Annotated in this window: 20 protein-coding genes and 1 pseudogene; 9 read left to right on the forward strand and 12 right to left on the reverse strand. The window is 63.3% G+C overall.

Features of this window, described 5'->3' with window-relative positions:
- The first annotated feature begins 38 nt into the window (after positions 1-38).
- Both F6X62_RS22260 and F6X62_RS22265 read left to right on the forward strand, forming a co-directional pair.
- The gene (locus tag F6X62_RS22260; protein WP_153774727.1) at positions 39-395 is read left to right on the forward strand and encodes a hypothetical protein; all 357 of its coding nucleotides are present in this window, start codon (positions 39-41) and stop codon (positions 393-395) included.
- 68 nt (positions 396-463) lie between these two features.
- A complete protein-coding gene (locus tag F6X62_RS22265; protein WP_063546126.1) occupies positions 464-961 on the forward strand; it encodes a GreA/GreB family elongation factor in 498 nt (165 codons plus the stop codon).
- 132 nt (positions 962-1093) lie between these two features.
- Here F6X62_RS22265 and gdhA read toward each other — a convergent pair whose 3' ends face one another.
- The 5 genes and pseudogenes from gdhA to F6X62_RS22285 form a co-directional block, all read right to left on the reverse strand.
- Complete coding sequence (gene gdhA, locus F6X62_RS22270) at positions 1094-2434, reverse strand: NADP-specific glutamate dehydrogenase (protein WP_153774728.1); 1341 nt, start codon at positions 2432-2434, stop codon at positions 1094-1096.
- 299 nt (positions 2435-2733) lie between these two features.
- Positions 2734-4401 carry an energy-dependent translational throttle protein EttA gene (ettA, locus tag F6X62_RS22275; RefSeq protein ID WP_054894058.1) on the reverse strand — a complete coding sequence of 556 codons (1668 nt, stop codon included), beginning with the start codon at positions 4399-4401 and terminating at the stop codon, positions 2734-2736.
- Between the two features lie 384 nt (positions 4402-4785).
- Positions 4786-5661 carry a manganese catalase family protein gene (locus tag F6X62_RS22280; protein WP_153774747.1) on the reverse strand — a complete coding sequence of 292 codons (876 nt, stop codon included), beginning with the start codon at positions 5659-5661 and terminating at the stop codon, positions 4786-4788.
- A 60-nt stretch (positions 5662-5721) separates the two neighbouring features.
- Complete coding sequence (locus F6X62_RS25475; protein WP_231100338.1) at positions 5722-5829, reverse strand: general stress protein; 108 nt, start codon at positions 5827-5829, stop codon at positions 5722-5724.
- Positions 5815-6075: pseudogene (locus tag F6X62_RS22285) on the reverse strand (general stress protein); the annotation flags it as partial. The pseudogene F6X62_RS22285 and the gene F6X62_RS25475, both read right to left, overlap by 15 nt.
- Positions 6076-6435: 360 nt before the next feature.
- On the opposite strand from F6X62_RS22285, the gene F6X62_RS22290 reads away from it, so the two are divergent.
- Positions 6436-6735 (forward strand): hypothetical protein, encoded by a 300-nt coding sequence (locus F6X62_RS22290; protein ID WP_153774729.1) that lies wholly within the window; start codon positions 6436-6438, stop codon positions 6733-6735.
- 86 nt (positions 6736-6821) lie between these two features.
- Here the strand turns inward: F6X62_RS22290 and F6X62_RS22295 are convergent, their stop codons facing one another.
- The gene (locus tag F6X62_RS22295) at positions 6822-7214 is read right to left on the reverse strand and encodes a hypothetical protein (protein WP_153774748.1); all 393 of its coding nucleotides are present in this window, start codon (positions 7212-7214) and stop codon (positions 6822-6824) included.
- A 372-nt stretch (positions 7215-7586) separates the two neighbouring features.
- On the opposite strand from F6X62_RS22295, the gene F6X62_RS22300 reads away from it, so the two are divergent.
- The 3 genes from F6X62_RS22300 (at position 7587) to F6X62_RS22310 (ending at position 13747) form a co-directional block, all read left to right on the forward strand.
- The gene (locus F6X62_RS22300) at positions 7587-11408 is read left to right on the forward strand and encodes an EAL domain-containing protein (RefSeq protein WP_153774730.1); all 3822 of its coding nucleotides are present in this window, start codon (positions 7587-7589) and stop codon (positions 11406-11408) included.
- 322 nt (positions 11409-11730) lie between these two features.
- Positions 11731-12984 carry a serine hydroxymethyltransferase gene (gene glyA, locus F6X62_RS22305; protein WP_054894053.1) on the forward strand — a complete coding sequence of 418 codons (1254 nt, stop codon included), beginning with the start codon at positions 11731-11733 and terminating at the stop codon, positions 12982-12984.
- A gap of 169 nt (positions 12985-13153) precedes the next feature.
- Complete coding sequence (locus F6X62_RS22310) at positions 13154-13747, forward strand: hypothetical protein (protein WP_153774731.1); 594 nt, start codon at positions 13154-13156, stop codon at positions 13745-13747.
- Between the two features lie 38 nt (positions 13748-13785).
- Here the strand turns inward: F6X62_RS22310 and yjiA are convergent, their stop codons facing one another.
- The 3 genes from yjiA to F6X62_RS22325 form a co-directional block, all read right to left on the reverse strand.
- Positions 13786-14769, reverse strand: coding sequence for a GTPase (gene yjiA, locus F6X62_RS22315; RefSeq protein ID WP_153774732.1), 984 nt, complete (start codon positions 14767-14769; stop codon positions 13786-13788).
- An 80-nt stretch (positions 14770-14849) separates the two neighbouring features.
- Positions 14850-15047, reverse strand: coding sequence for a YbdD/YjiX family protein (locus F6X62_RS22320; protein WP_054894051.1), 198 nt, complete (start codon positions 15045-15047; stop codon positions 14850-14852).
- 13 nt (positions 15048-15060) lie between these two features.
- Positions 15061-17127 (reverse strand): carbon starvation CstA family protein, encoded by a 2067-nt coding sequence (locus F6X62_RS22325; RefSeq protein ID WP_063546133.1) that lies wholly within the window; start codon positions 17125-17127, stop codon positions 15061-15063.
- Positions 17128-17335: 208 nt separating this feature from the next.
- Here F6X62_RS22325 and F6X62_RS22330 point away from each other — a divergent pair, with 208 nt between their 5' ends.
- The 3 genes from F6X62_RS22330 (at position 17336) to F6X62_RS22340 (ending at position 19715) form a co-directional block, all read left to right on the forward strand.
- Positions 17336-17476 (forward strand): hypothetical protein, encoded by a 141-nt coding sequence (locus tag F6X62_RS22330; RefSeq protein ID WP_153774733.1) that lies wholly within the window; start codon positions 17336-17338, stop codon positions 17474-17476.
- Positions 17477-17562: 86 nt separating this feature from the next.
- Complete coding sequence (locus tag F6X62_RS22335; protein WP_153774734.1) at positions 17563-17937, forward strand: PilZ domain-containing protein; 375 nt, start codon at positions 17563-17565, stop codon at positions 17935-17937.
- Between the two features lie 260 nt (positions 17938-18197).
- Positions 18198-19715, forward strand: coding sequence for a nucleobase:cation symporter-2 family protein (locus F6X62_RS22340; protein WP_112899173.1), 1518 nt, complete (start codon positions 18198-18200; stop codon positions 19713-19715).
- 51 nt (positions 19716-19766) lie between these two features.
- Here the strand turns inward: F6X62_RS22340 and F6X62_RS22345 are convergent, their stop codons facing one another.
- Genes F6X62_RS22345 through F6X62_RS22355 form a run of 3 tightly spaced genes read right to left on the reverse strand, consistent with a single transcriptional unit; the run spans position 19767 to position 24227 of the window.
- Positions 19767-21107, reverse strand: coding sequence for a TolC family outer membrane protein (locus F6X62_RS22345; RefSeq protein WP_153774735.1), 1341 nt, complete (start codon positions 21105-21107; stop codon positions 19767-19769).
- Positions 21108-21111: 4 nt separating this feature from the next.
- Entirely contained in the window at positions 21112-22458 is a 1347-nt protein-coding gene (locus F6X62_RS22350; protein ID WP_153774736.1) for an HlyD family type I secretion periplasmic adaptor subunit, read from the reverse strand.
- 2 nt (positions 22459-22460) lie between these two features.
- A complete protein-coding gene (locus F6X62_RS22355; protein ID WP_153774737.1) occupies positions 22461-24227 on the reverse strand; it encodes a type I secretion system permease/ATPase in 1767 nt (588 codons plus the stop codon).
- Positions 24228-24260 lie beyond the last annotated feature (33 nt).

Consider the following 24260-nt stretch of genomic DNA (forward strand, 5'->3'; position numbering starts at 1 on the left):
GACCTAGACTTCCCCTATCACCCGGAGGTCCAGAGTCTATGTTGCGGTACGCGTTCGCCCTGTGGATAACCCTGCTGCTGGTCGGCTGCCAGTCCACCCACGAGCAGATGCTCGACCAGGGCTATCCACCGGCCTACGCCGATGGATTCCAGGACGGCTGCAGCAGCGGCCGCCAGGCAGCCGGGCTGATGGTCGGTGATTTTCGCAAGGACGTGCCGCGCTACCTCCACGACCGCCGCTACGAAAGCGGTTGGGACGACGGCTTTCGCCAGTGCCATGCCATGCAGAACAGCGAAGACACGCGCCAGTACCGAGAGCGCTACTGGGACGAGCGTGACCGCGACTGGCAACAGGAAAAAAACCGCGGTGCCGCGCGCGCCTATCGCCACAATTAGGTCGCAGCCAGACATTCAGGGAAACCCGACAGCCCTCACCATGGTCTCCAGAAACAAGGAGGCCGTTCATGAGCCGAGCATTCGTCAACGAAGACCAGGCCGCCGCCCAGGCCAGCCAGCCGGTGGAGCGACGGGTCAGCGACCAGCCCAACTACGTCACCGCCAGCGGGCTTGCACAGTTGCAGCAACGCGTGGCGGCGCTCATTGCCCTGCACAGCGATCTGCAAGCCCAGGGTGAGCATGCCGACAAACAGCGCCTGGCCGATACCGAGCGCGACCTGCGCTATTTCCGGGCACGCGTACAGAGCGCCCAGGTGGTGCCACCTGCAACCTCGCAGGACAAGGTGCAGATCGGTAGCCGGGTGAGGTTCGTCGATGAGCAGGATGAGGAGCACAGGGTGCAGCTGGTCGGGGAAGATCAGGCCGATGCAGCGCGGGGGCTGATCAACTGGGGCTCACCGCTGGGGCGGGCGCTGCTTGGCGCGGGGCCTGGGGATGAAGTGGTATGGCGGCGGCCTGCAGGGGATCTGTCCATCGAGGTGGTCGAGATCCTGGGAGAGGGTTAGGGGCTGCTGCGCAGCCCAATCGCGATTCCTGTACGAGCAACTGTCTTGCTCAAAATCTAAAGACCAGCCCAATCCCTGTGGGAGCGGGCTTGTCCCGCGATTGGGCCGCAAAGCGGCCCCGACGATCTCGAATCAGACCACGCCCTGCGCCAGCATGGCATCCGCCACTTTCACGAAGCCGGCGATGTTCGCGCCCTTGACGTAGTTGACCGACCCATCGGCCTCCTCGCCATAGTGCACGCACGCATGGTGGATCGACTGCATGATCGCATGCAGCTTGCTGTCCACCTCACCCGCCGTCCACAGCAGGCGCATGGCGTTCTGCGACATCTCAAGGCCCGACACCGCGACGCCACCGGCGTTGGACGCCTTGCCCGGTGCAAACAGGGTACCCGCCTCGATGAACAGGTCCACCGCCTCGAGCGTGGTCGGCATGTTGGCGCCTTCGGCCACGCAGATGCAGCCGTTGCTCAGCAGTGTGCGGGCATCCTCGAGGTCCAGTTCGTTCTGCGTGGCGCACGGCAGGGCGATGTCGCACGGCAGGCTCCACGGGGTCTGGCCCTTGCGGAACTCCAGGCCAAAACGCTCGGCCAGCTCGCTGATGCGGCCGCGCTTGACGTTCTTGAGCTGCAACAGCGCATCCCACTGCTCGTCGTTCAGCCCGGCCTCGCAGAACAGCGTGCCCTCGGAGTCGGACAGCGAGATCACCTTGCCGCCCAGGTCCATGACCTTGCGCGCCGCATACTGGGCGACGTTGCCAGAACCGGAGATGGCCACGCGACGCCCGTCGATGCGCAGGCCCTTGCGCTTGAGCATCTCTTCGGCGAAATACACGCAGCCGTAGCCGGTGGCCTCAGGACGGATAAGGCTGCCGCCGTAGGTCATACCCTTGCCGGTCAGCACCGAGGTGAACTGGTTGGCCAGGCGCTTGTACTGGCCGAACATGAAGCCGATCTCACGGGCGCCCACACCGATATCGCCGGCCGGCACGTCGAGGTCAGCACCGATGTGGCGGTACAGCTCGCTCATGAACGCCTGACAGAAGCGCATGACTTCGGCGTCGCTCTTGCCCTTGGGGTCGAAGTCCGAGCCGCCCTTGCCGCCCCCCATGGGCAGCGAGGTCAGCGAGTTCTTGAACACCTGCTCGAAGGCCAGGAACTTGAGCACACCCAGGTTCACCGACGGATGGAAACGCAGGCCGCCCTTGTACGGGCCGATGGCGCTGCTCATCTGGATGCGATAGCCGCGGTTGACCTGGACCTTACCCTGGTCATCGACCCACGACACACGGAACAGTACCGCACGCTCCGGCTCGACCATGCGTTCGAGAATGCCGGCCTGCAGGTAGTGGGGATTGGCTTCGAGGAATGGCCAGAGACTGCGCAGCACCTCTTCGACGGCCTGGTGGAATTCGGGTTGGGCAGGGTCACGCTGCTTCAGGCGTGCAAGGAAATGGTCGACGGATTCGATCATGGTAGACATCTCACCAAGAGGATTGGACTTATTGATTTTTTCCGGACTCTATCAAGAAGCAATCGCACTGGAACAGGGCAAAATGTCGTTTTTCTGAATTTTTTTGGTGCGTTTTATATAAATGTATACAAATTGTCACCGCGGTGTGGCAGTCGCGGGCAAGCCCGCTCCCACAGGGAAGCTTGCAGTTCCAAGCCCTTGCAGGAGCGGGCTTGCCCGCGAATGAAGCCACCACCGCTCCCAGCCAGGCACAAAAATGGGGCCCCTGAGGGCCCCATCCTTGTGCAACTGAAACCGGCTTACTGCGCCAGCTTCTTGTGCCGTACCCGATGCGGCTGGGCAGCAGCATCGCCCAGGCGCTTCTTGCGATCGGCTTCGTACTCGGTGTAGTTGCCCTCGAAGAACACCACGTTCGAATCATCTTCGTAGGCCAGGATGTGGGTCGCCACACGGTCCAGGAACCAACGGTCGTGGGAAATCACGATGGCGGCGCCCGGGAAGTCCAGCAGGGCTTCCTCCAGCGAACGCAGGGTCTCGACGTCGAGGTCGTTGGACGGTTCGTCGAGCAGCAGGACGTTGCCGCCCTCTTTCAAGGTCAGCGCCAGGTGCAGACGGCCACGCTCACCACCGGAGAGGTCCTTGACGAACTTCTGCTGGTCGCCGCCCTTGAAGTTGAAGCGGCCCACGTAGGTACGCGACGGGATCTCGTAGTTGCCGATGCGGATCTGGTCGGAACCGTCGGAGATCTGCTGGAACACGGTCTTGCTGCCGTCCAGGTCCTCGCGGCTCTGGTCGACGCAGGCCAGTTGCACGGTTTCACCGATCTCGATGCTGCCCGAGTCCGGCTGCTCCTTGCCCATCAGCATGCGGAACAGGGTCGACTTACCGGCACCGTTACCACCGATAACGCCGACGATGGCGCCTTTTGGCATGGAGAACGACAGGTTGTCGATCAGCACGCGATCGCCATAGCCCTTGGAGACATTCTTGAACTCGATGACCTTGTCGCCCAGGCGCGGACCTGCCGGGATGTAGATCTCGTTGGTCTCGCTGCGCTTCTGGAATTCCTGCGATTGCATCTCTTCGAAACGCTGCAGACGGGCCTTGGACTTGGACTGGCGAGCCTTGGCGCCTTTGCGCACCCACTCCAGTTCCTCTTTCATGGCTTTCTCGTGGGCGCTTTGCTGCTTGGATTCCTGCGCCAGACGCTCCGACTTGGCTTCCAGCCAACCCGAGTAGTTGCCTTCGTACGGGATGCCCGCGCCGCGGTCCAGTTCCAGGATCCAGCCGGCGACGTTGTCGAGGAAGTAGCGGTCGTGGGTAATGGCCACCACGGTGCCGGGGAAGTCGTGCAGGAAGCGCTCCAGCCAGGCTACCGAGTCGGCGTCCAGGTGGTTGGTCGGTTCGTCCAGCAGCAGCATGTCGGGGGCCGACAGCAGCAGGCGGCACAGCGCCACACGGCGCTTCTCGCCACCGGACAGGTGCTCGATCTTCGCATCCCAGGCCGGCAGGCGCAGGGCATCGGCGGCGACGTCCAGCTGACGCTCCAGGTTGTGGCCGTCGGCGGCCTGCAGGATGGCTTCGAGCTTGGCCTGCTCGGCGGCCAGCTTGTCGAAGTCGGCATCCGGGTCGGCGTAGGCCGCGTAGACCTCGTCCAGGCGCGCCTGGGCATCCTTGATCACGCTGACCGCTTCCTCGACCACTTCGCGCACGGTCTTGCTCGCGTCCAGCTGGGGCTCCTGCGGCAGGTAGCCAACATTGATGTCGGGCATCGGACGGGCTTCGCCATCGAATTCCTTGTCGACACCCGCCATGATCCGCAGCAGCGTGGACTTACCGGCGCCGTTCAGGCCCAGTACGCCGATCTTGGCGCCGGGGAAGAACGACAGGGAGATGTTCTTGAGAATTTCCCGCTTCGGCGGCACGACCTTGCTCAGCCGATGCATGGTGTAGACGTATTGAGCCATTCTGAGGACCTCTTGCACAAACGTGAATAAAACTGACAACTACCTGGCCAGCTTTGCAAAATGGGCCATTGTCGAGCTTTAAGGGCGTTCAGCGCAAATTCGCTTGCTGGGTACGATGTGCCCTGTCTGAAAAGAGGTCTCATGTCGCTGGCCAAACGCCCGCGGCAGCGCTTGCGGGGCGGCCCACATAGGGTTGCGGTCGAAGAGAGAGCCACTGCGCAAGCCTGCTGCTCAACTCTCAAGGAAGAAGTGGCCATGACTGAATGGCTGAAGGACCACTTGCCAAAGGTGACCCGCGCGTTCCCGGCCCGATCACCCCCCCAGACACCGAAGCCAAGCGTTGACCAGCGCCCCGCGCCGAATCATCTCCGGCGCGGGGTGTTCTCATTGCTGTCCATTGTTGACCTTGCCGAGCTCCGCCCCGGTCAAAGGTTGCGCCTCTGGATTCGACTGAGTACGGAGTTTCATTGCCTCGACAATCTGCGCACTGGTTTCGTCGAGCTGGACACTGGCCGATCCATCGCCGCCGTCCACTGCAGGCTGGGGTTCGTCGACGTAGACCCAGTCTTGTCCCTCGTTCCACGCCCCGCGCATTTCACCGCCTTTGGACAGATTGAAGTAGGTGCGATTGAGTTCAGGGTCTCCCGGCAGCTTGCCTTGTGGAAAGTTTGGCTGGATGGCATGCAACGCCTTTTCGAACGACATCTGGTGGGCGATCTCGCGACTCATCAGGAAACCCAGCGCATCTTTGATGCCAGGATCATCGGTGACGTTGATCAGCCGTTCGTAGACAATCTTGGCGCGAGCCTCGGCGGCAATGTTCGAACGCAGGTCGGCAGTCGGTTCGCCAATGGTATCGATGTAGGCTGCGCTCCAGGGTACGCCGGCGGAATTCACCAGCGGCGCCCCAGCCCCATACAACAGGCTTGTGATGTGGGAGTCGTTGCCGGCGCCGGTCAGCGAGCGGTAAAGCTCGCCCTCGCTCTCTATGCCTTCGGCCAGGTTGCCCTTGGCCCCCTTGTTGAGCATCACCACGATCGAACCGATGATCTCCAGGTGGCTGAGTTCTTCGGTCGCAATGTCATAGAGCATGTCCTTGCGTCCTGGATCGTCCTCACTGACAGCCTGGGTGAAATAGCGCATGGCTGCAGCCAGCTCACCCTGTGGGCCTCCGAACTGTTCCAGGAGCAAATTGGCAAGGCCGGGATTGGGTTGCGCCACGCGCACGGTGTACTGCAATCGTTTGTTGTGCATGAACATAAGCGGGTCCTCATCAACGCATAAGGGCAGCTCGGCTGCCCTTGCGCTTTTCACGGATGGCTAGCGGTTGTCGTCACTCTTGCGACCGCCGCCGTGGCTATGCTGTCCACCGACACGCCCCGCTTCGGAGGCTTTCTCACGATCATTGGCGAAGTTGCCGCCCGACACCTGGCCTCCCTTATGGCCAGCTTCGGAGGCACGTTCAGGATCGTTCTTGAAGTTGCCACCGGATGCTTGTCCACCTTTGTGGCCTGCTTCGGAAGCGCGTTCCGGATCGTTCTTGAAGTTGCCCCCAGACACCTGGCCGCCTTTGTGTCCCGCTTCGGAGGCTTTTTCGCGATCGTTGGCGAAGTTGCCCGGATTGGTGTTGGCATTACCACCCTGATTGCCACGATTGTCTTGATTGTTAGCCATGATTGACACCTCATGTCGTTAGTTACACAGAACGGTCTGTGTAAATGAGTGACCGGGGGCAACCGGCTCATTGTGCAAAAGATTTTGAATGCGGGGACGAAAGGCTCTAATGAACTTGAGTCTTTAATCTTGTAGACACAAACCTGGCGAGCGGGCATATCAGCCACGCTTATCAACGGCCCGAAAGTCTTGTCCAATGACAATCAGGAATGGGTTTGGATTTATGGATTGACGACAACTTAGGTGTACAAACAAGGACTATTTGTACAAGTCTGCCGACTGTCCGATGGTGCCGTTTGAATTGGACGGAATACGCACAGGAAGTGATCTACCGCTGACAACAATGCAGAGGGTAGACACATGAAAAAAAGAGGCAAAACCTATCGACAGTGGTACGACCCGATCCTGCACCACCAAATCCATGAGGAGACACTGAACACCGGAGCCTGCCTTGAAGTGCAGGCACGCTTGTCGCGTACGGGGGCGACACAGTTGTTCATCGGTGTCTATCGCGCCGATGGCTCGGCGTTATACGAACAAGCCTATGTCCAACGCCCGGGCGAAAACATGAGCCGGGCGTTGGTATGGGGCGTCGGGTATGCCAGGCGCATCGCGATCGAGGGCCAGGCGTTCAATGACGAACGGGTAACAGATCGATAGGCCTGGCCCCGAACACCGGCTTGGCGGGTGCCAGACAGCGCAGGGGCTTTTTCGCAGGCAAGCCTCGCCACCACAAGCAGCGTGGGTCAGACGTGGCGTTGCTTGCCCATGCCGCGCGGCAGGCGAGACTGCCCGCTCTGTTCGGCCAGGCGCGCAGCCCAGGCAGCCTTGGCGCTGAAACCGCCGGCACGGGCAGGAGTCTGGACGGACCTGCTCGCCGACTTGTTCACAACCTTGGCAGCGGGCTCCAAATCGGCCGTGACGACCGCCGCCGCGACAGGCTCGACAGCAACCTTGGCCGACTTGCGCAGCTCGGCCAGCGAGGGTGTCTTGCGCTGCGCAGCCGCGGCGTCGGGCTTGGTGAACGAGCGCTGGCAGGACTTGCAGGATACGTCGTCGGCCACGGCAGTGCTGACCAGGGTCTGACTGCTGCGCCCACAGGCGGAATCGAGGCCATTGGTGGAATAGTGAGTAACCAAACCGTACTTCTCCGATGCATTGACTATGAAACGGCCGGCATTCTCGCACAGGTGGAAGCGGGTTGCCGAATGCACGGTCAGCACTGGATCGGCGACATATGGACTGGCACTTTGCCATAATCCAAGGCATGCTAGGGTCAGTCTGAAAATGTGTCTGCGCGAAGGCCAGACAAGGCGAAACGGAGCGAGCAAGCGCAGTGTACTGAAGTACATGCGCATTGCTCGCTCCGTTTCAACGCAGTATGGGCGAGTGCAGATACATATGAGGTTGAACCTAGCCGCTTTCGTATGTCCGGCCTTATAGTGCGCCACGGCGGCATGCCGCGTGCATGATCTCCCCTGCCTTCGCCAGCCCAATCGCAGGACCAACGCTTGACCAACTTCACCCAACCGCCCATCCAGCGCCCTGCGCCGTCTGCTTCGTTGCGAGGCTCGCTCAAGGGTGCGCTTGCTCTGCTGGCCCTGGTCCTGCTGGGTCTGTTGTTCTGGCAACTGTTCTCGCAGTTCCGCCACACACAGGCCGACCTGCGCCAGCAAAGCGTGGCGACGAGCGCGGAACTGGCCGACCACCTCACCCTGAACATGGCGCTCAAGGCGCAGCAAGCCATGAATCTGGTGCAGCCCTACGTCAAGCCACCGTCACCGGCGGCGTTGCCGGCGCTGCTGCAGACCCTCAGGGGACGCTTGCCGGCCTTGCGCGGCCTGGCCTGGCTGGACAGCAATGGGCAGATCCGCGGCGACAGCCTGCGCGACAGCCCAGACCGTCAAACGATCGACGGCCTGGTGCGCCTGAATCAGGGTAATGCCTACTTCTATGGCAATTCGAGCGACAACCAGCTGGTCTACCTGCTGCTGCGCCAGCCCGCCGAACAGGACCGCGGCTACTGGCTGCTGCGCCTGTCCACCGACTACTACCAGGAGCTGACCAGCAAGCTCAACACGCCAATCCACCCGCTCTGGCTGCTGGAAAACAGCCGTGACGGCACGGTGATCGAGCGCAGCGGTGTCGCCCACGCCAACCCATCGGCGCTGCACAGCGTGCTGCTGGCCTTCATCGACAACAGTACCTGGCAGGTCCGCGGCCTGTACGACCCGACCTCGGCCCGCGAGAAACTGTTGCCCGCGCTGCTGGGCAAGAGTTTGCTGGTGCTGTTCTGCGCCCTGCTGCCGGGCCTGGCGTTGATCAACATGCGCCGTCGCCAGCGTGCCTTGCAGGAAGACCGCCGGCGCTATCAGGATATCTTCGAGAGCACCGGCGTGGCCCTGTGCGTGCTCGACCTGTCGAGCCTGCCCGGCCAGCTCGATCGCTACCACCTGCGCAACCTCGCCGCACTCAAGCAAAGCCTGGCACTGGAACCGGGCCTGCGGCGCAACCTGCTGCAGGAACTGAAGATCACCGAGATCAACGAAGTTGCACGCCAGTTGCTCAACGTGACCTGCAACGAGGGTGCCTGGCAACGGCTGATCGAGGGTAGCGGCGACGGCCGCGAGAGCATCGGCATGCAGTTGCTGGACGCGCTGATCGAGCAGCGCGCACAGTTCGAGCTCGAAGTACGCCTGCCCGCGCCACTGGGTGGCGAGCTGCACCTGTGGCTGATGGCCCGCCTGCCCCAGCAGCGGCGCGACTACCAGGCCGTGATCCTCAGCATCAGCGACATCACCAGCCGCAAGCAGGTCGAACTGTCGCTGCTCGAACGTGAAAGCTTCTGGTCGGACGTCGTGCGTACCGTACCCGACCAGCTCTACGTTCAGGACGTGCACAACCGACGCATGATCTTCAGCAACCGCCACCTGGGACAAACCCTGGGCTACGACCGCTCGGAACTTGCGCAGATGGGCGATCACTTCTGGGAGCTGCTGCTGCACCCCGAGGATGCCGAGCACTACCGCAGCCTGCGCCAGCAACAGCGCGACAGCGGTCACAGCCAATCACTGCACTGCCAACTGCGCTTCCGCCACCGCGACGGCGGCTGGCGCTGCTACGACATCCGCGAACAGGTCCTGGCCCGTGATGGCGAAGGCCAGGTCACGCGGATCATCGGGGTGGGCAAGGATGTCACGGTGCAGATCGAGGCCAGCCAGTCGCTGCGTGACAGCGAGCAGCGCTACCGGATGCTCGCCGAAAGCATCAGTGACGTGATCTTCTCCACCGACAACCAACTGCAGCTCAACTACATCAGCCCCTCGGTGCAGACGGTGCTGGGCTACTCGGTGGACTACATCTTCGACAACGGCTGGCCATCGATCATCGCCACCCCCTCCCAGCTCAGCGGCATGCAGACGCTCATGGAGCGGGTCAGCAAGGCACTGGACGACCGCGAGCAACTGCGCCAGTTGCGCAGCCAGCTGCCGACCCAGGTGTTCCTGTTCGACTGCCTGCGTGCCGACGGTCGCAAGATACCCATCGAGCTGCGCCTGGTGCTGGTGTGGGACGACCACGAGCGCTTCGAAGGCGTCCTTGGGGTAGCGCGCGACATCAGCCAGCAACGACGCGCCGAGAAAGACCTGCGCATGGCCGCGACGGTATTCGAGCACTCGACCTCGGCGATCCTGATCACCGACCCGGCGGGCTACATCGTCCAGGTCAACGAGGCCTTCAGCCGGGTCAGCGGCTATGCGCCCGATGACGTACTCGACCAGCGCCCGAACATGCTCACCGTCGAAGGCCAGCAGGACGCGCACCTGGGCTATGTGCTCAAGCAACTGAACCAACGCGGCACCTGGGAAGGTGAAGTGTGGCTCAAGCGCCGCAGCGGCGAGCACTATCCGGCCTGGGTCGGCATCACCGCGGTGCTTGACGATGAGCGCGACCTTGCCAGCTATGTGTGTTTCTTCACCGATATCAGCGAGCGCAAGGCCAGCGAGCAGCGCATCCACCGCCTCGCGTACTACGACGCCCTCACCCACCTGCCCAACCGCACCCTGTTCCAGGACCGTCTGCACACGGCATTGCAGCAGGCCGAGCGGCACAAGTCGTGGGTGGTGCTGATGTTCCTCGACCTTGACCGTTTCAAGCCGATCAACGACTCCCTCGGCCACGCCGCCGGCGATCGCATGCTCAAGGACATGGCCGAGCGCCTGCTGGCCTGTGTCGATGAAGACGACACCGTGGCGCGCATGGGCGGCGACGAGTTCACCCTGCTGCTGCAGTCGCGTACCAGCCGTGAAATGGCGCTGAACCGCGCCATTCACGTCGCCGAGAATATCCTCGCCAGCCTGGTGCGGCCATTCGTGCTGGAGAGTCGCGAGTTCTTCGTCACCGCCAGTATCGGCATCGCCCTCAGCCCGCAGGACGGTAACGAGCTGAGCCAGCTGATGAAGAACGCCGACACGGCGATGTACCACGCCAAGGAGCGCGGCAAGAACAACTTCCAGTTCTACCAGGCCGACATGAACGCCAGCGCCCTGGAACGCCTGGAGCTGGAAAGCGACCTGCGTCACGCCCTGGAGCAGAACGAGTTCATTCTTTACTACCAGCCGCAGTTCAGCGGCGACGGCAAGCGCCTGACCGGCGCCGAGGCGCTGCTGCGCTGGCGCCATCCACGCCGCGGCCTGGTGCCGCCGGGCGACTTCATCCCGGTGATCGAGGAACTGGGCCTGGTAGTCGACGTCGGCGACTGGGTGTTGCGCGAGGCCAGCCGCCAGCTCAAGGCCTGGCACAAGGCCAAGGTGCGGGTGCCGAAGGTGTCGGTGAACATCTCGGCCCGGCAATTCTCCGACGGCCAGCTGGGCAAGCGGATCGCCACTATTCTCGAGGAGACCGGCCTGCCGCCGGCGTGCCTGGAGCTGGAACTGACCGAGAGTATCCTGATGCGCGAGGTCAACGAGGCCATGCAGATCCTCGACAGCCTGAAGAACCTGGGGCTGAGCATCGCGGTGGACGACTTCGGCACGGGCTATTCATCGCTCAACTACCTCAAGCAGTTCCCTATCGACGTGCTGAAGATCGACCGTACCTTCGTCGACGGCCTGCCCGAAGGCGAGCAGGATGCGCAGATCGCACGGGCGATCATCGCCATGGCCCACAGCCTCAACCTGGCGGTGATCGCCGAAGGCGTGGAGACGCATGAACAGCTGGAGTTCCTGCGCGAGCACGGCTGCGACGAAGTCCAGGGCTACCTGTTCGGCCGCCCGATGCCGGCCAACCAGTTCGAGGCGCAGTTCAGCAACGAAACCTTGTTCATGTTCCAGTGATCGTGCCGCCACGCAGTCCCTGTAGGAGCGGGCTTGCCCGCGAAAAGGACACCGCGCCGCCTGGCACGGGCTACGCCCGTGTTCGCGGGTAAACCCGCTCCCACAGGGTGGACCGCCCCCAAGAAGCTGGACACCAATCCAGCCTCCACCAGGCATCGAAAAACGGACTTCGGGGTCAACTAGCGCCCCGTCTCAGCCCAGTCCCGGTGCGGCCTGCAACATGAAGCCCATTGGTCCGCGACTTGATGCCACTTCATATGCCAGCCCCGACCCAATCGGTTAGAATGCCATCCCAATTCAGCCCCGATCCTTGAGGACCGCCATGTTCAGCCGTGATTTGACCATTGCCAAGTACGACGCCGAGCTCTTCGAAGCCATGCAGCAAGAAGCCCTGCGCCAGGAAGAGCATATCGAGCTGATCGCTTCGGAAAACTACACCAGCCCAGCGGTCATGGAGGCCCAGGGCTCGGTTCTGACCAACAAATACGCCGAAGGCTACCCAGGCAAGCGCTACTACGGCGGTTGCGAGTACGTCGACGTCGTCGAGCAGCTGGCCATCGACCGCGCCAAGGAACTGTTCGGTGCCGACTACGCCAACGTCCAGCCGCACGCTGGCTCGCAAGCCAACGCTGCTGTCTACCTGGCCCTGCTGTCGGCTGGTGACACCATCCTGGGCATGAGCCTGGCCCACGGCGGTCACCTGACCCACGGCGCCAGCGTCAGCTCCTCGGGCAAGCTGTACAACGCCGTCCAGTACGGCATAGACGGCAACGGCCTGATCGACTACGACGAAGTCGAGCGCCTGGCTGTCGAGCACAAGCCAAAGATGATCGTCGCCGGCTTCTCCGCCTACTCGCAGGTCCTGGACTTCGCCCGCTTCCGCGAAATCGCCGACAAAGTCGGTGCCTACCTGTTCGTCGACATGGCCCACGTCGCAGGCCTGGTCGCCGCTGGCGTCTACCCGAACCCAGTACCATTCGCCGACGTGGTCACCACCACCACCCACAAAACCCTGCGTGGTCCACGTGGTGGCCTGATCCTGGCCCGCGCCAACGCCGACATCGAGAAGAAGCTGAACTCCGCAGTCTTCCCGGGCGCCCAGGGTGGCCCGCTGGAGCACGTCATCGCCGCCAAGGCGATCTGCTTCAAGGAAGCGCTGCAGCCTGAGTTCAAGGCCTACCAGCAGCAAGTGGTGAAGAACGCCCAGGCCATGGCCAGCGTGTTCATCGAGCGTGGCTTCGACGTCGTTTCCGGCGGCACCGAAAACCACCTGTTCCTGCTGTCGCTGATCAAGCAGGAAATCTCGGGCAAGGACGCTGACGCCGCACTGGGCAAAGCCTTCATCACCGTGAACAAGAACTCGGTCCCGAACGACCCACGTTCGCCGTTCGTCACCTCGGGCCTGCGCTTCGGCACCCCAGCCGTCACCACCCGTGGTTTCAAGGAAGCCGAGTGCCGCGAGCTGGCCGGCTGGATCTGCGACATCCTCGCCGACCTGAACAACGAAGCGGTGATCGACGCCGTTCGCGAGAAGGTCAAGGCCATCTGCAAGAAGCTGCCGGTGTACGGCAACTGATTGGCAATCGCCTGATGTGAAAAAGCCCGGCCTTGTGCCGGGCTTTTTCATGGGCCACTAGCTTGCCTGAACATGCTTGCACTCAGGCACACTGGGTAAGTTTTTCCGACTTTGTACGGAGCACTGGTCTAGGCAAGGTGACGCCTTCGCTCCCAATCGAGACCCCCCCATGACCGACGATGTCTCCCTCTCCTTCACTGCCACACTCCTGGTGAATGGCTTTCCACTTATCATCCTGCGACAGGCCACCGACCAGCCCATTCTAGTGCCCCATCCTGACTCCAGCCTGGGTACCCTGGATGTCTCCAGCAGCCTTGGCGTGTTAAGTACACCGGACGATGCATGGGATAACGCCCGCGAGGAAAAACTCGTCGACTTCCATGTAACAGGCGAAACCACCGCGACCGAGTTCTACTTCCGTCATGGCAGCGAAGGCTATTACATGTACGTGCGTGATGGCAGCCATGCGGGCCAACACATCCGCAAGAGTAAGTACGGCGTAGCGATGGCGCATTCTGAAACAGACGGCGCCCCTTCAGCCTGGCTCATACACCATGACCACACTGGCAAGCAAATTACCCTGGAGGACCTGGCGACTAGCTTCGCCATCATCAATCTGGCATGTCCGCACACCGGCATTTGTCTAGCGAACGAGCTGATCGCGCAAGGCGAAGGTGCCTACCTGGCCACTCGCCGCTCCAGCCCCAAAGCCAAACTACGACTGAACATTCTGCGACGCGGCGTCGACTGGTCAAGGCGCTGATACCCGCAATCCGGACCGGGCACCAGGCCTGGTCCGCCTTACTCAGCCTGACCGGCCAACGTCCCGAAACCCGCCCGGATCGTCTCTTCTGGCAGTTCATCAGCAATGAACACCATCACGCTTTCGCGCGCCTCGCCCTCCTTCCACTCGGCATCCCAGTCAAAGCCATACAGCTTGAGCACGCCCTGGAACACCAGCCGGCGGTCCTCGCCTGCGATGTTCAGTACTCCCTTGTAGCGCAGCAATTGCTTGCCGTGCTCTTCCAGCAGCTCGTTCATGAAGTCGCTGAGCCGATCGATATCCAGCGGGTTTTCCGTGCGCAGCACAAGGGTGGAGATACGGTCCGGGGTCTCGGGCTTGAGCACCGGGCGCAGGGTCGGCCTCGGGCTCAGTCCCAAGTCCGGGTTGAGATTGAAACCGCGCACATCGAGCAGCTCGGCCAGGTCGATACGGCCATGCTCGACCACGCGAATCTGTGCACGGCCATTGATCCGTGCCAAACGCTCGCGCAGCGCGTCGACCACGTCTGCTTCGACCAGGTCCGTCTTGCTAAGCAGCAGGCGATCGGCAAACCCGACCTGGGCCTGGGCGATGGTCTGGGTCAGGTGGAACTCGGCATGCTTGGCGTCCACCAGGGTGATGATGCCGTCGAGGATATAGCGCTCGCGCAGCTCCTCGTCGATGAAGAAGGTCTGCGCCACCGGCGCCGGGTCGGCGAGGCCGGTGCACTCGATCACCAGACGATCGAAGGCGATTTCACCGGCATCCAGGCGTTCGAGCAGCAGATACAGGGCACGGGTGAGGTCGCCATGGATGCTGCAGCACACACAACCGTTGGCCAGGGTCATCACCTGTACCGGTTCGTCGCCCAGCAGCTGGCTGTCGATGCCCGCCTCGCTGAATTCGTTCTCGATCACGGCGATCTTCAGGCCATGCTCGGCCTTGAGCATGTGCTTGAGCAGGGTGGTCTTGCCAGCACCGAGAAAGCCAGTGAGCACGGTGACGGGAATGGGGGTATGCACGCGTTTGCCTCCATTGAAGCCGAAAATGACTGTGGGAGCCCGATTGCGCGGGCTCCCACAGGTTCAAGCAGGGTGCAGGTTCAACAGCACTTGGGGCCGGCTTTGCCGCCATAACGAGCTTCCTGGCGCTCCTTGAAGAAGTCCTCGTAGCTCATCACCGGCTTGTCCGGATGCTTGTTCTGCATGTGCTCGACATAGGTGTCGTAGTCGGGCATACCAACCATCAGTCGGGCAGCCTGCCCCAGATACTTACCCAGCCGACCCAGGTCGTTGAACATCGCTGCAATCCTCTCAAGCGTCAGGCAGGGCCTGGAACGGGGTTTCCTTGTCGCTGCGCTCCTTGCGACCCAAGGCGGCGATGCCGACCTTGATGGCGAAGAACAGTACGCTGAACACCACCACCAGGAACAGCACAGTGAGACCGGCGTTGGTGTAGGCGTTGAAGATCACGTGCTGCATCTGGCCGATGTCCTTGGCCGGTGCCAGGACCTGACCGGCATCCAGCGCGGCGCTGTACTTCTTGGCCAGGGCCAGGAAGCCGACCGCAGGGTTCGGGTCGAACAGCTTGATCAGGCCTGCGGTTGTGGTGCAGATCAGCAGCCACAGCGCCGGCAGCAAGGTGACCCAGATATAGCGCTCGCGCTTCATCTTGATCAATACCACGGTGCCGAGCATCAGCGCGATACCGGCCAGCATCTGGTTGGAGATACCGAACAGCGGCCACAAGGTGTTGATACCGCCCAACGGGTCGATCACACCCTGGTACAGCAGGTAGCCCCACAGCGCCACGCAACCGGCGGTGCCGATCAGGTTGGCCGTCCACGACTCGGTGCGCTTGAGCGCTGGCACGAAGCTGCCGAGCAAATCCTGCAGCATGAAGCGCCCGGCACGGGTACCGGCATCCACGGCGGTCAGGATGAACAACGCCTCGAACAGAATCGCGAAGTGGTACCAGAAGGCCATGGTGTTTTCACCCGGCAGTACCTGGTGGAGGATCTGCGCGATCCCCACCGCCAGCGTCGGTGCACCACCGGCACGCGCCAGGATGGTGTGCTCGCCGATGTCACGGGCAGTGGCCTCGAGCTGCTCGGGGGTGATGGTGAAGCCCCAACTGCTGACGGTCTGCGCCACCGACACGACGTCGGCACCGACCACGGCGGCCGGGCTGTTCATGGCGAAGTACACACCCGGCTCGATCACCGAAGCAGCGACCATGGCCATGATGGCGACGAACGACTCCATCAGCATGCCGCCGTAGCCGATGTAGCGGGCGTTGGTTTCGTTGTCCAGCAGCTTGGGCGTGGTGCCCGAGCTGATCAGGGCATGGAAGCCGGACACCGCGCCGCAGGCGATGGTGATGAACAGGAACGGGAACAGGGTGCCCTTCCACACAGGCCCCGTACCGTCGGTGAACTGGGTCAGGGCCGGCATCTTCAGCTCAGGCGCAATGATCAGGATACCGATGGCCAGGCCAATGATGGTGCCGATCTTGAGGAAGGTCGAGAGGTAGTCACGCGGTGCCAGCACCAGCCACACCGGCAGCACGGCGGCGACGAAGCCATAGCCGACCAGCATCCAGGTAATCTGCACGCCGGTGAAGGTGAACGCCGGGCCCCACACCGGATCGGCCGCGATCACGCCACCCAGCCAGATCGATGCCAGCAGCAACACCACGCCGATCAGCGAAATCTCGCCAATGCGACCCGGGCGGATGAAGCGCATGTAGATGCCCATGAACATGGCGATCGGGATGGTCGCCATCACCGTGAACATGCCCCACGGGCTCTCGGCCAGGGCCTTGACCACGATCAGCGCCAGCACCGCGAGGATGATGATCATGATCAGGAAGCAGCCGAACAGGGCGATGGTGCCTGGAATGCGGCCCATTTCCTCACGCACCATGTCGCCCAGCGAACGGCCGTTACGGCGGGTGGAGAGGAACAGGACCATGAAGTCCTGCACGGCCCCTGCCAGTACCACGCCGGCAATCAGCCAGAGCGTACCGGGCAGGTAGCCCATCTGCGCGGCGAGCACCGGACCGACCAGCGGGCCGGCGCCAGCGATGGCGGCGAAATGGTGACCGAAGAGGATGTGCTTGTTGGTCGGGACGTAGTCCAGGCCATCGTTGTTGAGTACCGCCGGAGTAGCCCGGCGCGGATCGAGTTGCATCACCTTGGTGGCGATGAACAGGCTGTAGTAGCGGTAGGCGACCAGGTAGATGGCCACAGCCGCAACCACGATCCACAAGGCGTTGATGGCTTCACCGCGACGCAGGGCGACCACACCCAGCGCACAGGCTCCTATGACTGCCAGCGCCAGCCACGGAATGTGACGTAGCAGGCTGTTATTGTTATTCATGGCATGCTTCCAGCTAAGTGGTTGGAATAGACAGCTCCCTGAGTCTAGGGCCTGCTTGCCAGCTTTACCATATTGAATTGCACCCTGCCCGCGCCGCCCTAGAGCGGCGCGGGCAGGGTGCGAAAAGCGACCTGATATTTCTACCAGTTGTGCCGTGGCCCAGGCCGCCCGAATATTTCGACATCGCTGATCAGACAGAGATGTCGCAATGAAGAACCGTATCCGGGCCATACAAATCGGCTTGCTCGTGCTGTTGGCGGCAGGGATTCTGTTCGCGCTGCAGGCCCGCAAGGAGCCGCTGGTCACCCCCACGCCGCGCCAGCACGCAGAACAACCCAGCACCCGGTAGGGCACGCAGGCTGAATCGCATCAGTCGCCGCCAGGCCGCAACAAGCGTGGCTGGTCTATAGTCAGATCAACTGACGAGGATCCGCCATGACCCATCCCTCTGGAACTGACGAGCGCAGGCGCTTCCAGCGCATCGACTTCGACGCCCCCACCGAACTGCGCCAGGGCGACCGGCACTGGCCAGTGAAACTGCTCGACCTGTCGCTTAAAGGCCTGCTGATCGAACGGCCAGCGCCCTGGGACGCCGACCTGACGCAGGATTTCGATGCGCTCATCCACCTCGACAAAGAGGTCAAAGTCCGCATGCAGGTGGAATTACGCCACGAAGAACCCACTCGGCTGGGTTTCGTCTGCCTCTATATAGACGTTGAGTCGATGACCCATCTGCACCGTCTTGTGGAACTGAACGTGGCCGACAGCACTGAAATGATGCGCGAGCTGCGCGAACTTATCGAAGATTGAAATCTTTTAGCTTGCTAAGAACATGACCCACCCGCATTTCCTGCCTACCTAGACAGCTTTTCACGGGCTGCCGAGCTTTTTGTACACACCCTTCTAAACCGCCCTTCCCATGTTGGAACGCTATCTGCATTGCGGTCAGAGACACCGCCCTGCCGGATCTGCGGCTGCCCAGATCAAATTATTGTATACAATTTATCTGGCAATATTTTGTCGGAGCTGTCTACAGTATCGGCACAACAATAAACAGAGAGCCTGCTCCAATGACTACGTCCACCAGCACGTCTCCTGCCAAGCGCCCCGAGGACGAAAACCTCGGGCTTGGTGCCAACCTGGCTTATGGCCTGCAGCATGTCCTGACCATGTACGGAGGGATCGTCGCCGTGCCACTGATCCTGGGTCAGGCCGCCGGCCTGGCCCCGGCGGAGATCGGCCTGCTGATTGCCGCATCGTTGTTTGCTGGCGGACTGGCCACCCTGTTGCAGACACTCGGACTACCCTTCTTCGGCTGCCAGTTGCCACTGGTGCAGGGCGTGTCGTTCGCTGGCGTGGCCACCATGGGCGCGATTCTCGGCAGCCAGGGCGGCGGGGGCCTGCCGGCGGTGCTGGGCGCAGTCATGGCGGCATCGCTGATCGGCTTTCTGATCACTCCGGTGTTCTCGCGGATCACCAAGTTCTTCCCGCCGCTGGTGACCGGCATCGTCATCACCACCATCGGCCTGACCCTGATGCCGGTGGCCGCACGCTGGGTGATGGGTGGCAACAGCGCCTCGCCGGAGTTCGGCAGCATGGCCAACATCGGCCTGGCGGCGCTGACCTTCGCCATCGTCCTGCTGCTGAGCAAGCTGGGCAGCGCCAGCATCTCGCGCCTGTCGATCCTCCTGGCCATGGTTGCCGGCACGCTGATCGCCTGGGCACTGGGCATGGCCGATTTCAGCAAGGTCGGCGAAGGCCCGATATTCGCCTTCCCTACCCCGTTCCACTTCGGCATGCCGACGTTCCACATCGCGGCGATCCTGTCGATGTGCATCGTGATCATGGTGACCCTGGTGGAGACCTCGGCGGATATCCTCGCGGTCGGTGAGATCATCGACACCAAGGTCGACTCCAAGCGCCTGGGCGACGGCCTGCGCGCCGACATGGCATCGAGCATCCTGGCGCCGATCTTCGGCTCCTTCACCCAGAGCGCGTTCGCCCAGAACGTCGGCCTGGTGGCCGTGACCGGGGTGAAGAGCCGCTACGTGGTGGCCACGGGCGGGGTGATCCTGGTGGTGCTTGGCCTGCTGCCGATCATGGGCCGGATCATCGCCGCAGTACCCACTCCGGTCCTGGGCGGCGCAGGCATCGTGCTGTTCGGCACCGTGGCGGCGAGCGGCATCCGTACCCTGTCGAAGGTGAACTACAAGAACAACGTCAACCTGATCATCGTGGCGGCCTCGCTGGGCTTCGGCATGATCCCCATCGCCGCGCCGAGCTTCTACCATCAGTTCCCCAACTGGTTCGAGACCATCTTCCACTCGGGCATCAGCTCGGCGGCGATCATGGCGATCCTGCTGAACCTGATCTTCAACCACTTCAAGGCCGGCAATTCCGACCAGCAGTCGGTCTTCGCCGCCGGGTACGAGCGCACCATCCAGTATTCGGACATCTCGGTGCTGCGCGATGGCGACTACTTCAAGGATGGCAAGCTGTTCGATGCCGATGGCAATGAAGTGCCGGTGATGGACATCGATGAACATGGCGAACAGGTACTCAGGCGCAAGGCGGTGGCGGAGCACTGACCAGGATGCAAAGCCTGTAGAAGCGGGGCAGCCATCAAGGCGGCACCGCCTTCAACCGCGCGCCACGAAGTACCCGTTCAATATCTCCACATCCTTGGCATCCAGTACTCCCGCCAAGTAGCGCAACTGCACCCAGGCCCGCAGGTACTCATGCCGGGCCTGGGCCAGATCACGCCGCGCTCCGTACAGCTGCTGCTCGGCATTGAGCACATCGAGGTTGACCCGCTCTCCCCCCTGCACGCTGCGCCGAGTCGCCTCGACCAACGCACTGGCCGCATTCACCGCCATCCCGTAGGCGCGGATCTTCGCGGTGCTGCTGGCGCACAGGTTGAACTGGCGACGCAACTGATTGAGCGTGTCGCTGACCTGCGCATCGACCTGGAACTGCAAGCCATCTCGCTCCGCCTGTGCCTGGCGCACCCGCGCCGATACACCGCCACCGGCGAACAGCGGCACACTCAGTTGGATGCCAACACTGTCGGTGTCATAGCGCTGGTTGTAGGTGCTTTCCGAGCTCGAACTGGAAATGCCCTTGCTCACGTAGGCACTCAAGCTCGGCAGGTGCCCTGCACGCTGACTCTCCACACCCTGGTCAGCGACATCCAGGGCATGTCGCTGGCTGGCCAGCTCGGCGTTATGCGCCACGGCCAGGTCGCGCCAGGGCTCGAAGCGCGCCGGTACCAGCGGCTGCACGGCGAGTGACGGCAACATCGGCGCAAGGTCTTCGGCACTCATCGCCTCGCCGGTGATCGCCTGCAGGCTGCGCAGCGCCGCGTCGAGGTTGTCGCCAGCCTCGATCTCCTGGGCCTGGGCCAACTCGTAGCGGGCACGGGTTTCCAGCACGTCGGTGCGGGTGCCCTCGCCATTCTTGAGCAGGCGCTCGTTGAGCTGCAGTTGCTCGGCGTAGGTGCGCCGCTGGGCCTGGGCCAGGGCAATCTGCTCGTCGGCGAACAATGCTTCGCTGTAGGCCGAAAACACCCGCACCATCATTTCCTGGCCGCGACCGCGCAGGCGCTCGTCGGCCAGCGCAGCCTGGGCCACGCCGCGGCGATAGTCGCTCCATACGGCGTAATCGAACAACGGCTGCTGCAAGGTCAGGGTCGAGCTGTAGCTGCGGTAATCGCGCTGGCTGGTGACATCACCGAGCTGGCTGCGCTGGGTCACTTCCGAGTCGTTGCGGGCACGGTTGTAGCGGTAGGAAAGATTCGGCAACAGCCCCGCGCGACCGATGGCGAGGTTCTCGACACCCGCGTCGCGCTCGGCGATCGCCGCGTGCAGGGTCGGATCGTTGCGCAGGGCCAGGGCATAGGCATCGCTCAGGTCCAGGGCTTGCGCTGGCAGTACCAGGCCCGACAACACGCCCGACAATACCGTGGGCAACAACAGGCGCATCGGCTCACTCCTCGCTCAGGGCGATATGCACCCGGTCGGCCAACGGCTTGAACAGGTAGCTGAGCAGCGAGCGCTCGCCACTGCGCACGAAAGCCTCCACCGGCATACCGGGGCGAATGTCCAGCCCAGCAAGCTGCCGCGCGCCGTCCTCGCTGACCTTGATGCGCACCTGGTAATACGGCTGCTGGGTCTTTTCATCGAGCAGGCGGTCCGCCGAGACCAGGCTTACCTCACCTGCCACCCGTGGCGTGGTGCTCTGGTTGAAGGCGACGAACAGCAACTCCACCGGCAAGCCCGGCCGCAAGCGGTCGACCAGCTCCACCGGCGCCCGAGCATCGACCAGCAACGGCGCATCGCTGGGGACGATTTCCATCAACTGCTGCCCGCGCGCGATCACCCCGCCGTTGGTGAACACACTCAAGCCCACCACGGTACCGGCGACCGGCGCACGCACCTGGGTGTGGGCCAGGTCGAACTCGGCGCTGCGCAGGCGGTTGCCCAGGTCCTCGGCGCTGGCCTGGGACTCGCTCAACTGCTGGCGCACCTCGTTCTGGAATTCCTGACGGCGCTGGCTGGCACGCAGTTTCAGCTCCTGGACCTGGCGCCGGGTGCGACCGATATTGCCGAGGTCTTCGGCAATCGAGCCGTTGACCTGCGCCAGCAGGCGCTCGCTGTCGAGCAGACGGTTGCGCGGAATGTAGCCGTCACGGGCCAGCTCACGCAGGCCGCGCAGTTGCTCGTCCAGCGCGTCGCGCTGGGCCTGTTTGCTGCTCAGCGAGCCTTGCAGGCCACTGAGCGACGCCTCGGCCCCGGCGATACTTTCGCTCACACCCGCCAACTCCAGCTCCAGCGCCTGGGCGCGGCTGCTGCGCAATTGTCGCTGGGTCTCCAGTACCGTCGCCACCCACGGCGTGGCGGCCTCCTCGAGCAGGTCGGCGGCAAAGGTCACGCCGGGCGCTGAATCGCGCTCGGCCAGCAGACGTGCCTCCGTGGCCCGCGCATTCACGTACTGCACCTGCAATGAACCGCGCTGGGCCTGGGCCTGGGTCGGGTCGAGGCTGAGCAGTACCTGGCCTGCCTGGACCTGATCGCCGTCGCGCACCGCAAGCTGCCCGATCACCCCTCCGGTGGGATGCTGGACCGCTTGCCGACTGCCGGCCACCACCACATTGCCGCTGACCGGCACGCCCTTGTCCAGCGGCGCCAGCGCGGCCCACAACAGGAAGCCGCCAAAGCCCGCCAGCACCAGCCAACGCCCGGCCTTCGCCGGGCCTCGGGCATCGTCGCGCAGGTGATGAACCTTGTCAGACGCAGCGCCAGACGCGGGGGTAAACATCGGGTGCACACTCATGCTCAAGATCTCTGGCCGCCCTGGTTGAAGCTGTAGGTCACGCCGCTACGCGCCGCTGTTGGTGGTGGTGCGACACTGGCAGCTGCAGGACGGGCCGCAGCCTGAAGAACCCGTGCGGTCGGGCCGAACTGCTGGATCACGCCGCCGTGCAGCACCAGCAGCTTGTCCAGCCCCAGCAGCAGGCTCGACTTGTGGCTGATCATCACCAGCGTGCGCCCGCGCGCCTTGAGCTCGGCGAGCGCCGCCAGCAAGGCGCGCTCACCGGCCTCGTCGAGGCTGGCGTTGGGTTCGTCGAGCACCACCAGCGCAGGCAAGCGATACAGCGCCCGGGCCAGGCCGATCCTTTGCCGCTGCCCACCGGACAACCCCGCGCCACCTTCGCCCAGCAACGTGTCGTAGCCCTGCGGCAGTTGCAGGATCAGCTCGTGCACACCGGCCAACTGCGCCGCTGTAACCACCTCCGAGGCGTCCACCGGGCCAAGCCGGGCGATGTTGTCGGCAATGCTGCCGGCAAACAGTTGCACGTCCTGCGGCAGGTAGCCGATGTACTCGCCGAGCGCCTGGCGATCCCACTGGGCCAGCGCCGCACCGTCGAGGCAGACCTTGCCCGACTCAGGGCTCGCAGCCCCTACCAACAGGCGGGCCAGGGTCGATTTTCCAGACCCCGAGGCACCGATCAGCCCCAGCGACTCACCGGCCGCCAGTTCGAAATCGATACCACTCAGGCAGACCCGCTGCCCGCCAGGCACCCGGGCATGCAACTGCTCGACCCGCAGCCGCCCCTGTGGCGCAGGCAGCGGCATAGCACTGGCCAACGGTGGATAACGGCGCAACAGCAAACCCAGGCGCTCGGCGCTCTGGCGTGCCGAACCCCACTGGCGCCACACGCAAATCAGCTGATCGATCGGCGCCAGCACCCGCGCCATCAGGATGGAACCGGCGATCATCATCCCCGGACTGATCAGGTGCTCCAGCGCCAGCCAGGCCCCCAGCCCAAGCACCAGCGACTGCAATGCCAGGCGCACGCTCTTGGACACCGCAGTTATTGCCGCGCTGCGCTCGCTGCCCAGGTTCTGCCGGGCCAGGAAGCCATGGTGCAGCAGGCTCCAACGCTGGCGCACGGCACCGAGCATGCCCATGGCGGCGATCGCCTCGGCATTGCCCAGGTTGCCCGACGCCTGCTGCATCGCCTGCTGCGACAGCCGCCCGGCCTCGATGAACTCGCCATGGGTCAGGCGTTCGTTGAGCCAGGCAAACCCGGCCAGCAGCAGCGCCCCGACCACCGCCAGCAGGCCCAGCCAGGGGCTGAACAGGAAGATCACCAGCAGGTACAGCGGAAACCACGGCGCATCGAAGAAGGCGAACAACGCCTGGCCGGTGGCGAACTGGCGCAACTGGGTCAGGTCGCCCAGGGCCTGCTGGGCGCTACCTTTGTGCCCGTCGAGGCTGGCCTGGTATGCGGCATCGAACACCCGAGGGTTGAGTTGCAGGTCCATGCGCGTGCCCAGGCGGATCACCACCAGGCTGCGCAGCCATTCCAGCACGCCCATGAAGGCGAACAGGCCCAGCACCATCAGGCTGAGCATCAGCAAGGTCATCTCGTTGCCCGACGACAGCACCCGGTCGTAGACCTGCAGCATGTACAGCGCCGGCGCCAGCATCAGCACGTTGGCCACGGCGGTGAACAGGGCGATGTTGCCCAGCCCACCCCGGCAGGACTTGAGGGCCTGCCACAGTTCATCGGCGGCGGCGTTGCGCGGTGTACTCATCGCTGACCTCGAAGGGCGAGGCGGCGTCGCCAT

It is taken from the genome of Pseudomonas sp. MNR3A, assembly GCF_009650575.1.
GTDB lineage: Bacteria > Pseudomonadota > Gammaproteobacteria > Pseudomonadales > Pseudomonadaceae > Aquipseudomonas > Aquipseudomonas machongensis.

Bases quoted from the DNA above. Each gene is read 5' to 3' on its own strand.
- glyA (WP_054894053.1), top strand. From the start codon at position 11,731: ATGTTCAGCCGTGATTTGACCATTGCCAAGTACGACGCCGAGCTCTTC.
- F6X62_RS22330 (WP_153774733.1), top strand. From the start codon at position 17,336: ATGAAGAACCGTATCCGGGCCATACAAATCGGCTTGCTCGTGCTGTTG.
- F6X62_RS22340 (WP_112899173.1), top strand. From the start codon at position 18,198: ATGACTACGTCCACCAGCACGTCTCCTGCCAAGCGCCCCGAGGACGAA.
- F6X62_RS22260 (WP_153774727.1), top strand. From the start codon at position 39: ATGTTGCGGTACGCGTTCGCCCTGTGGATAACCCTGCTGCTGGTCGGC.
- F6X62_RS22325 (WP_063546133.1), bottom strand. From the start codon at position 17,127: ATGAATAACAATAACAGCCTGCTACGTCACATTCCGTGGCTGGCGCTG.
- F6X62_RS22265 (WP_063546126.1), top strand. From the start codon at position 464: ATGAGCCGAGCATTCGTCAACGAAGACCAGGCCGCCGCCCAGGCCAGC.
- F6X62_RS22310 (WP_153774731.1), top strand. From the start codon at position 13,154: ATGACCGACGATGTCTCCCTCTCCTTCACTGCCACACTCCTGGTGAAT.
- F6X62_RS22350 (WP_153774736.1), bottom strand. From the start codon at position 22,458: ATGAGTGTGCACCCGATGTTTACCCCCGCGTCTGGCGCTGCGTCTGAC.
- F6X62_RS22280 (WP_153774747.1), bottom strand. From the start codon at position 5,661: ATGTTCATGCACAACAAACGATTGCAGTACACCGTGCGCGTGGCGCAA.
- F6X62_RS22335 (WP_153774734.1), top strand. From the start codon at position 17,563: ATGACCCATCCCTCTGGAACTGACGAGCGCAGGCGCTTCCAGCGCATC.
- F6X62_RS22320 (WP_054894051.1), bottom strand. From the start codon at position 15,047: ATGTTCAACGACCTGGGTCGGCTGGGTAAGTATCTGGGGCAGGCTGCC.
- gdhA (WP_153774728.1), bottom strand. From the start codon at position 2,434: ATGATCGAATCCGTCGACCATTTCCTTGCACGCCTGAAGCAGCGTGAC.
- ettA (WP_054894058.1), bottom strand. From the start codon at position 4,401: ATGGCTCAATACGTCTACACCATGCATCGGCTGAGCAAGGTCGTGCCG.
- F6X62_RS22290 (WP_153774729.1), top strand. From the start codon at position 6,436: ATGAAAAAAAGAGGCAAAACCTATCGACAGTGGTACGACCCGATCCTG.
- F6X62_RS22345 (WP_153774735.1), bottom strand. From the start codon at position 21,107: ATGCGCCTGTTGTTGCCCACGGTATTGTCGGGCGTGTTGTCGGGCCTG.
- F6X62_RS22355 (WP_153774737.1), bottom strand. From the start codon at position 24,227: ATGAGTACACCGCGCAACGCCGCCGCCGATGAACTGTGGCAGGCCCTC.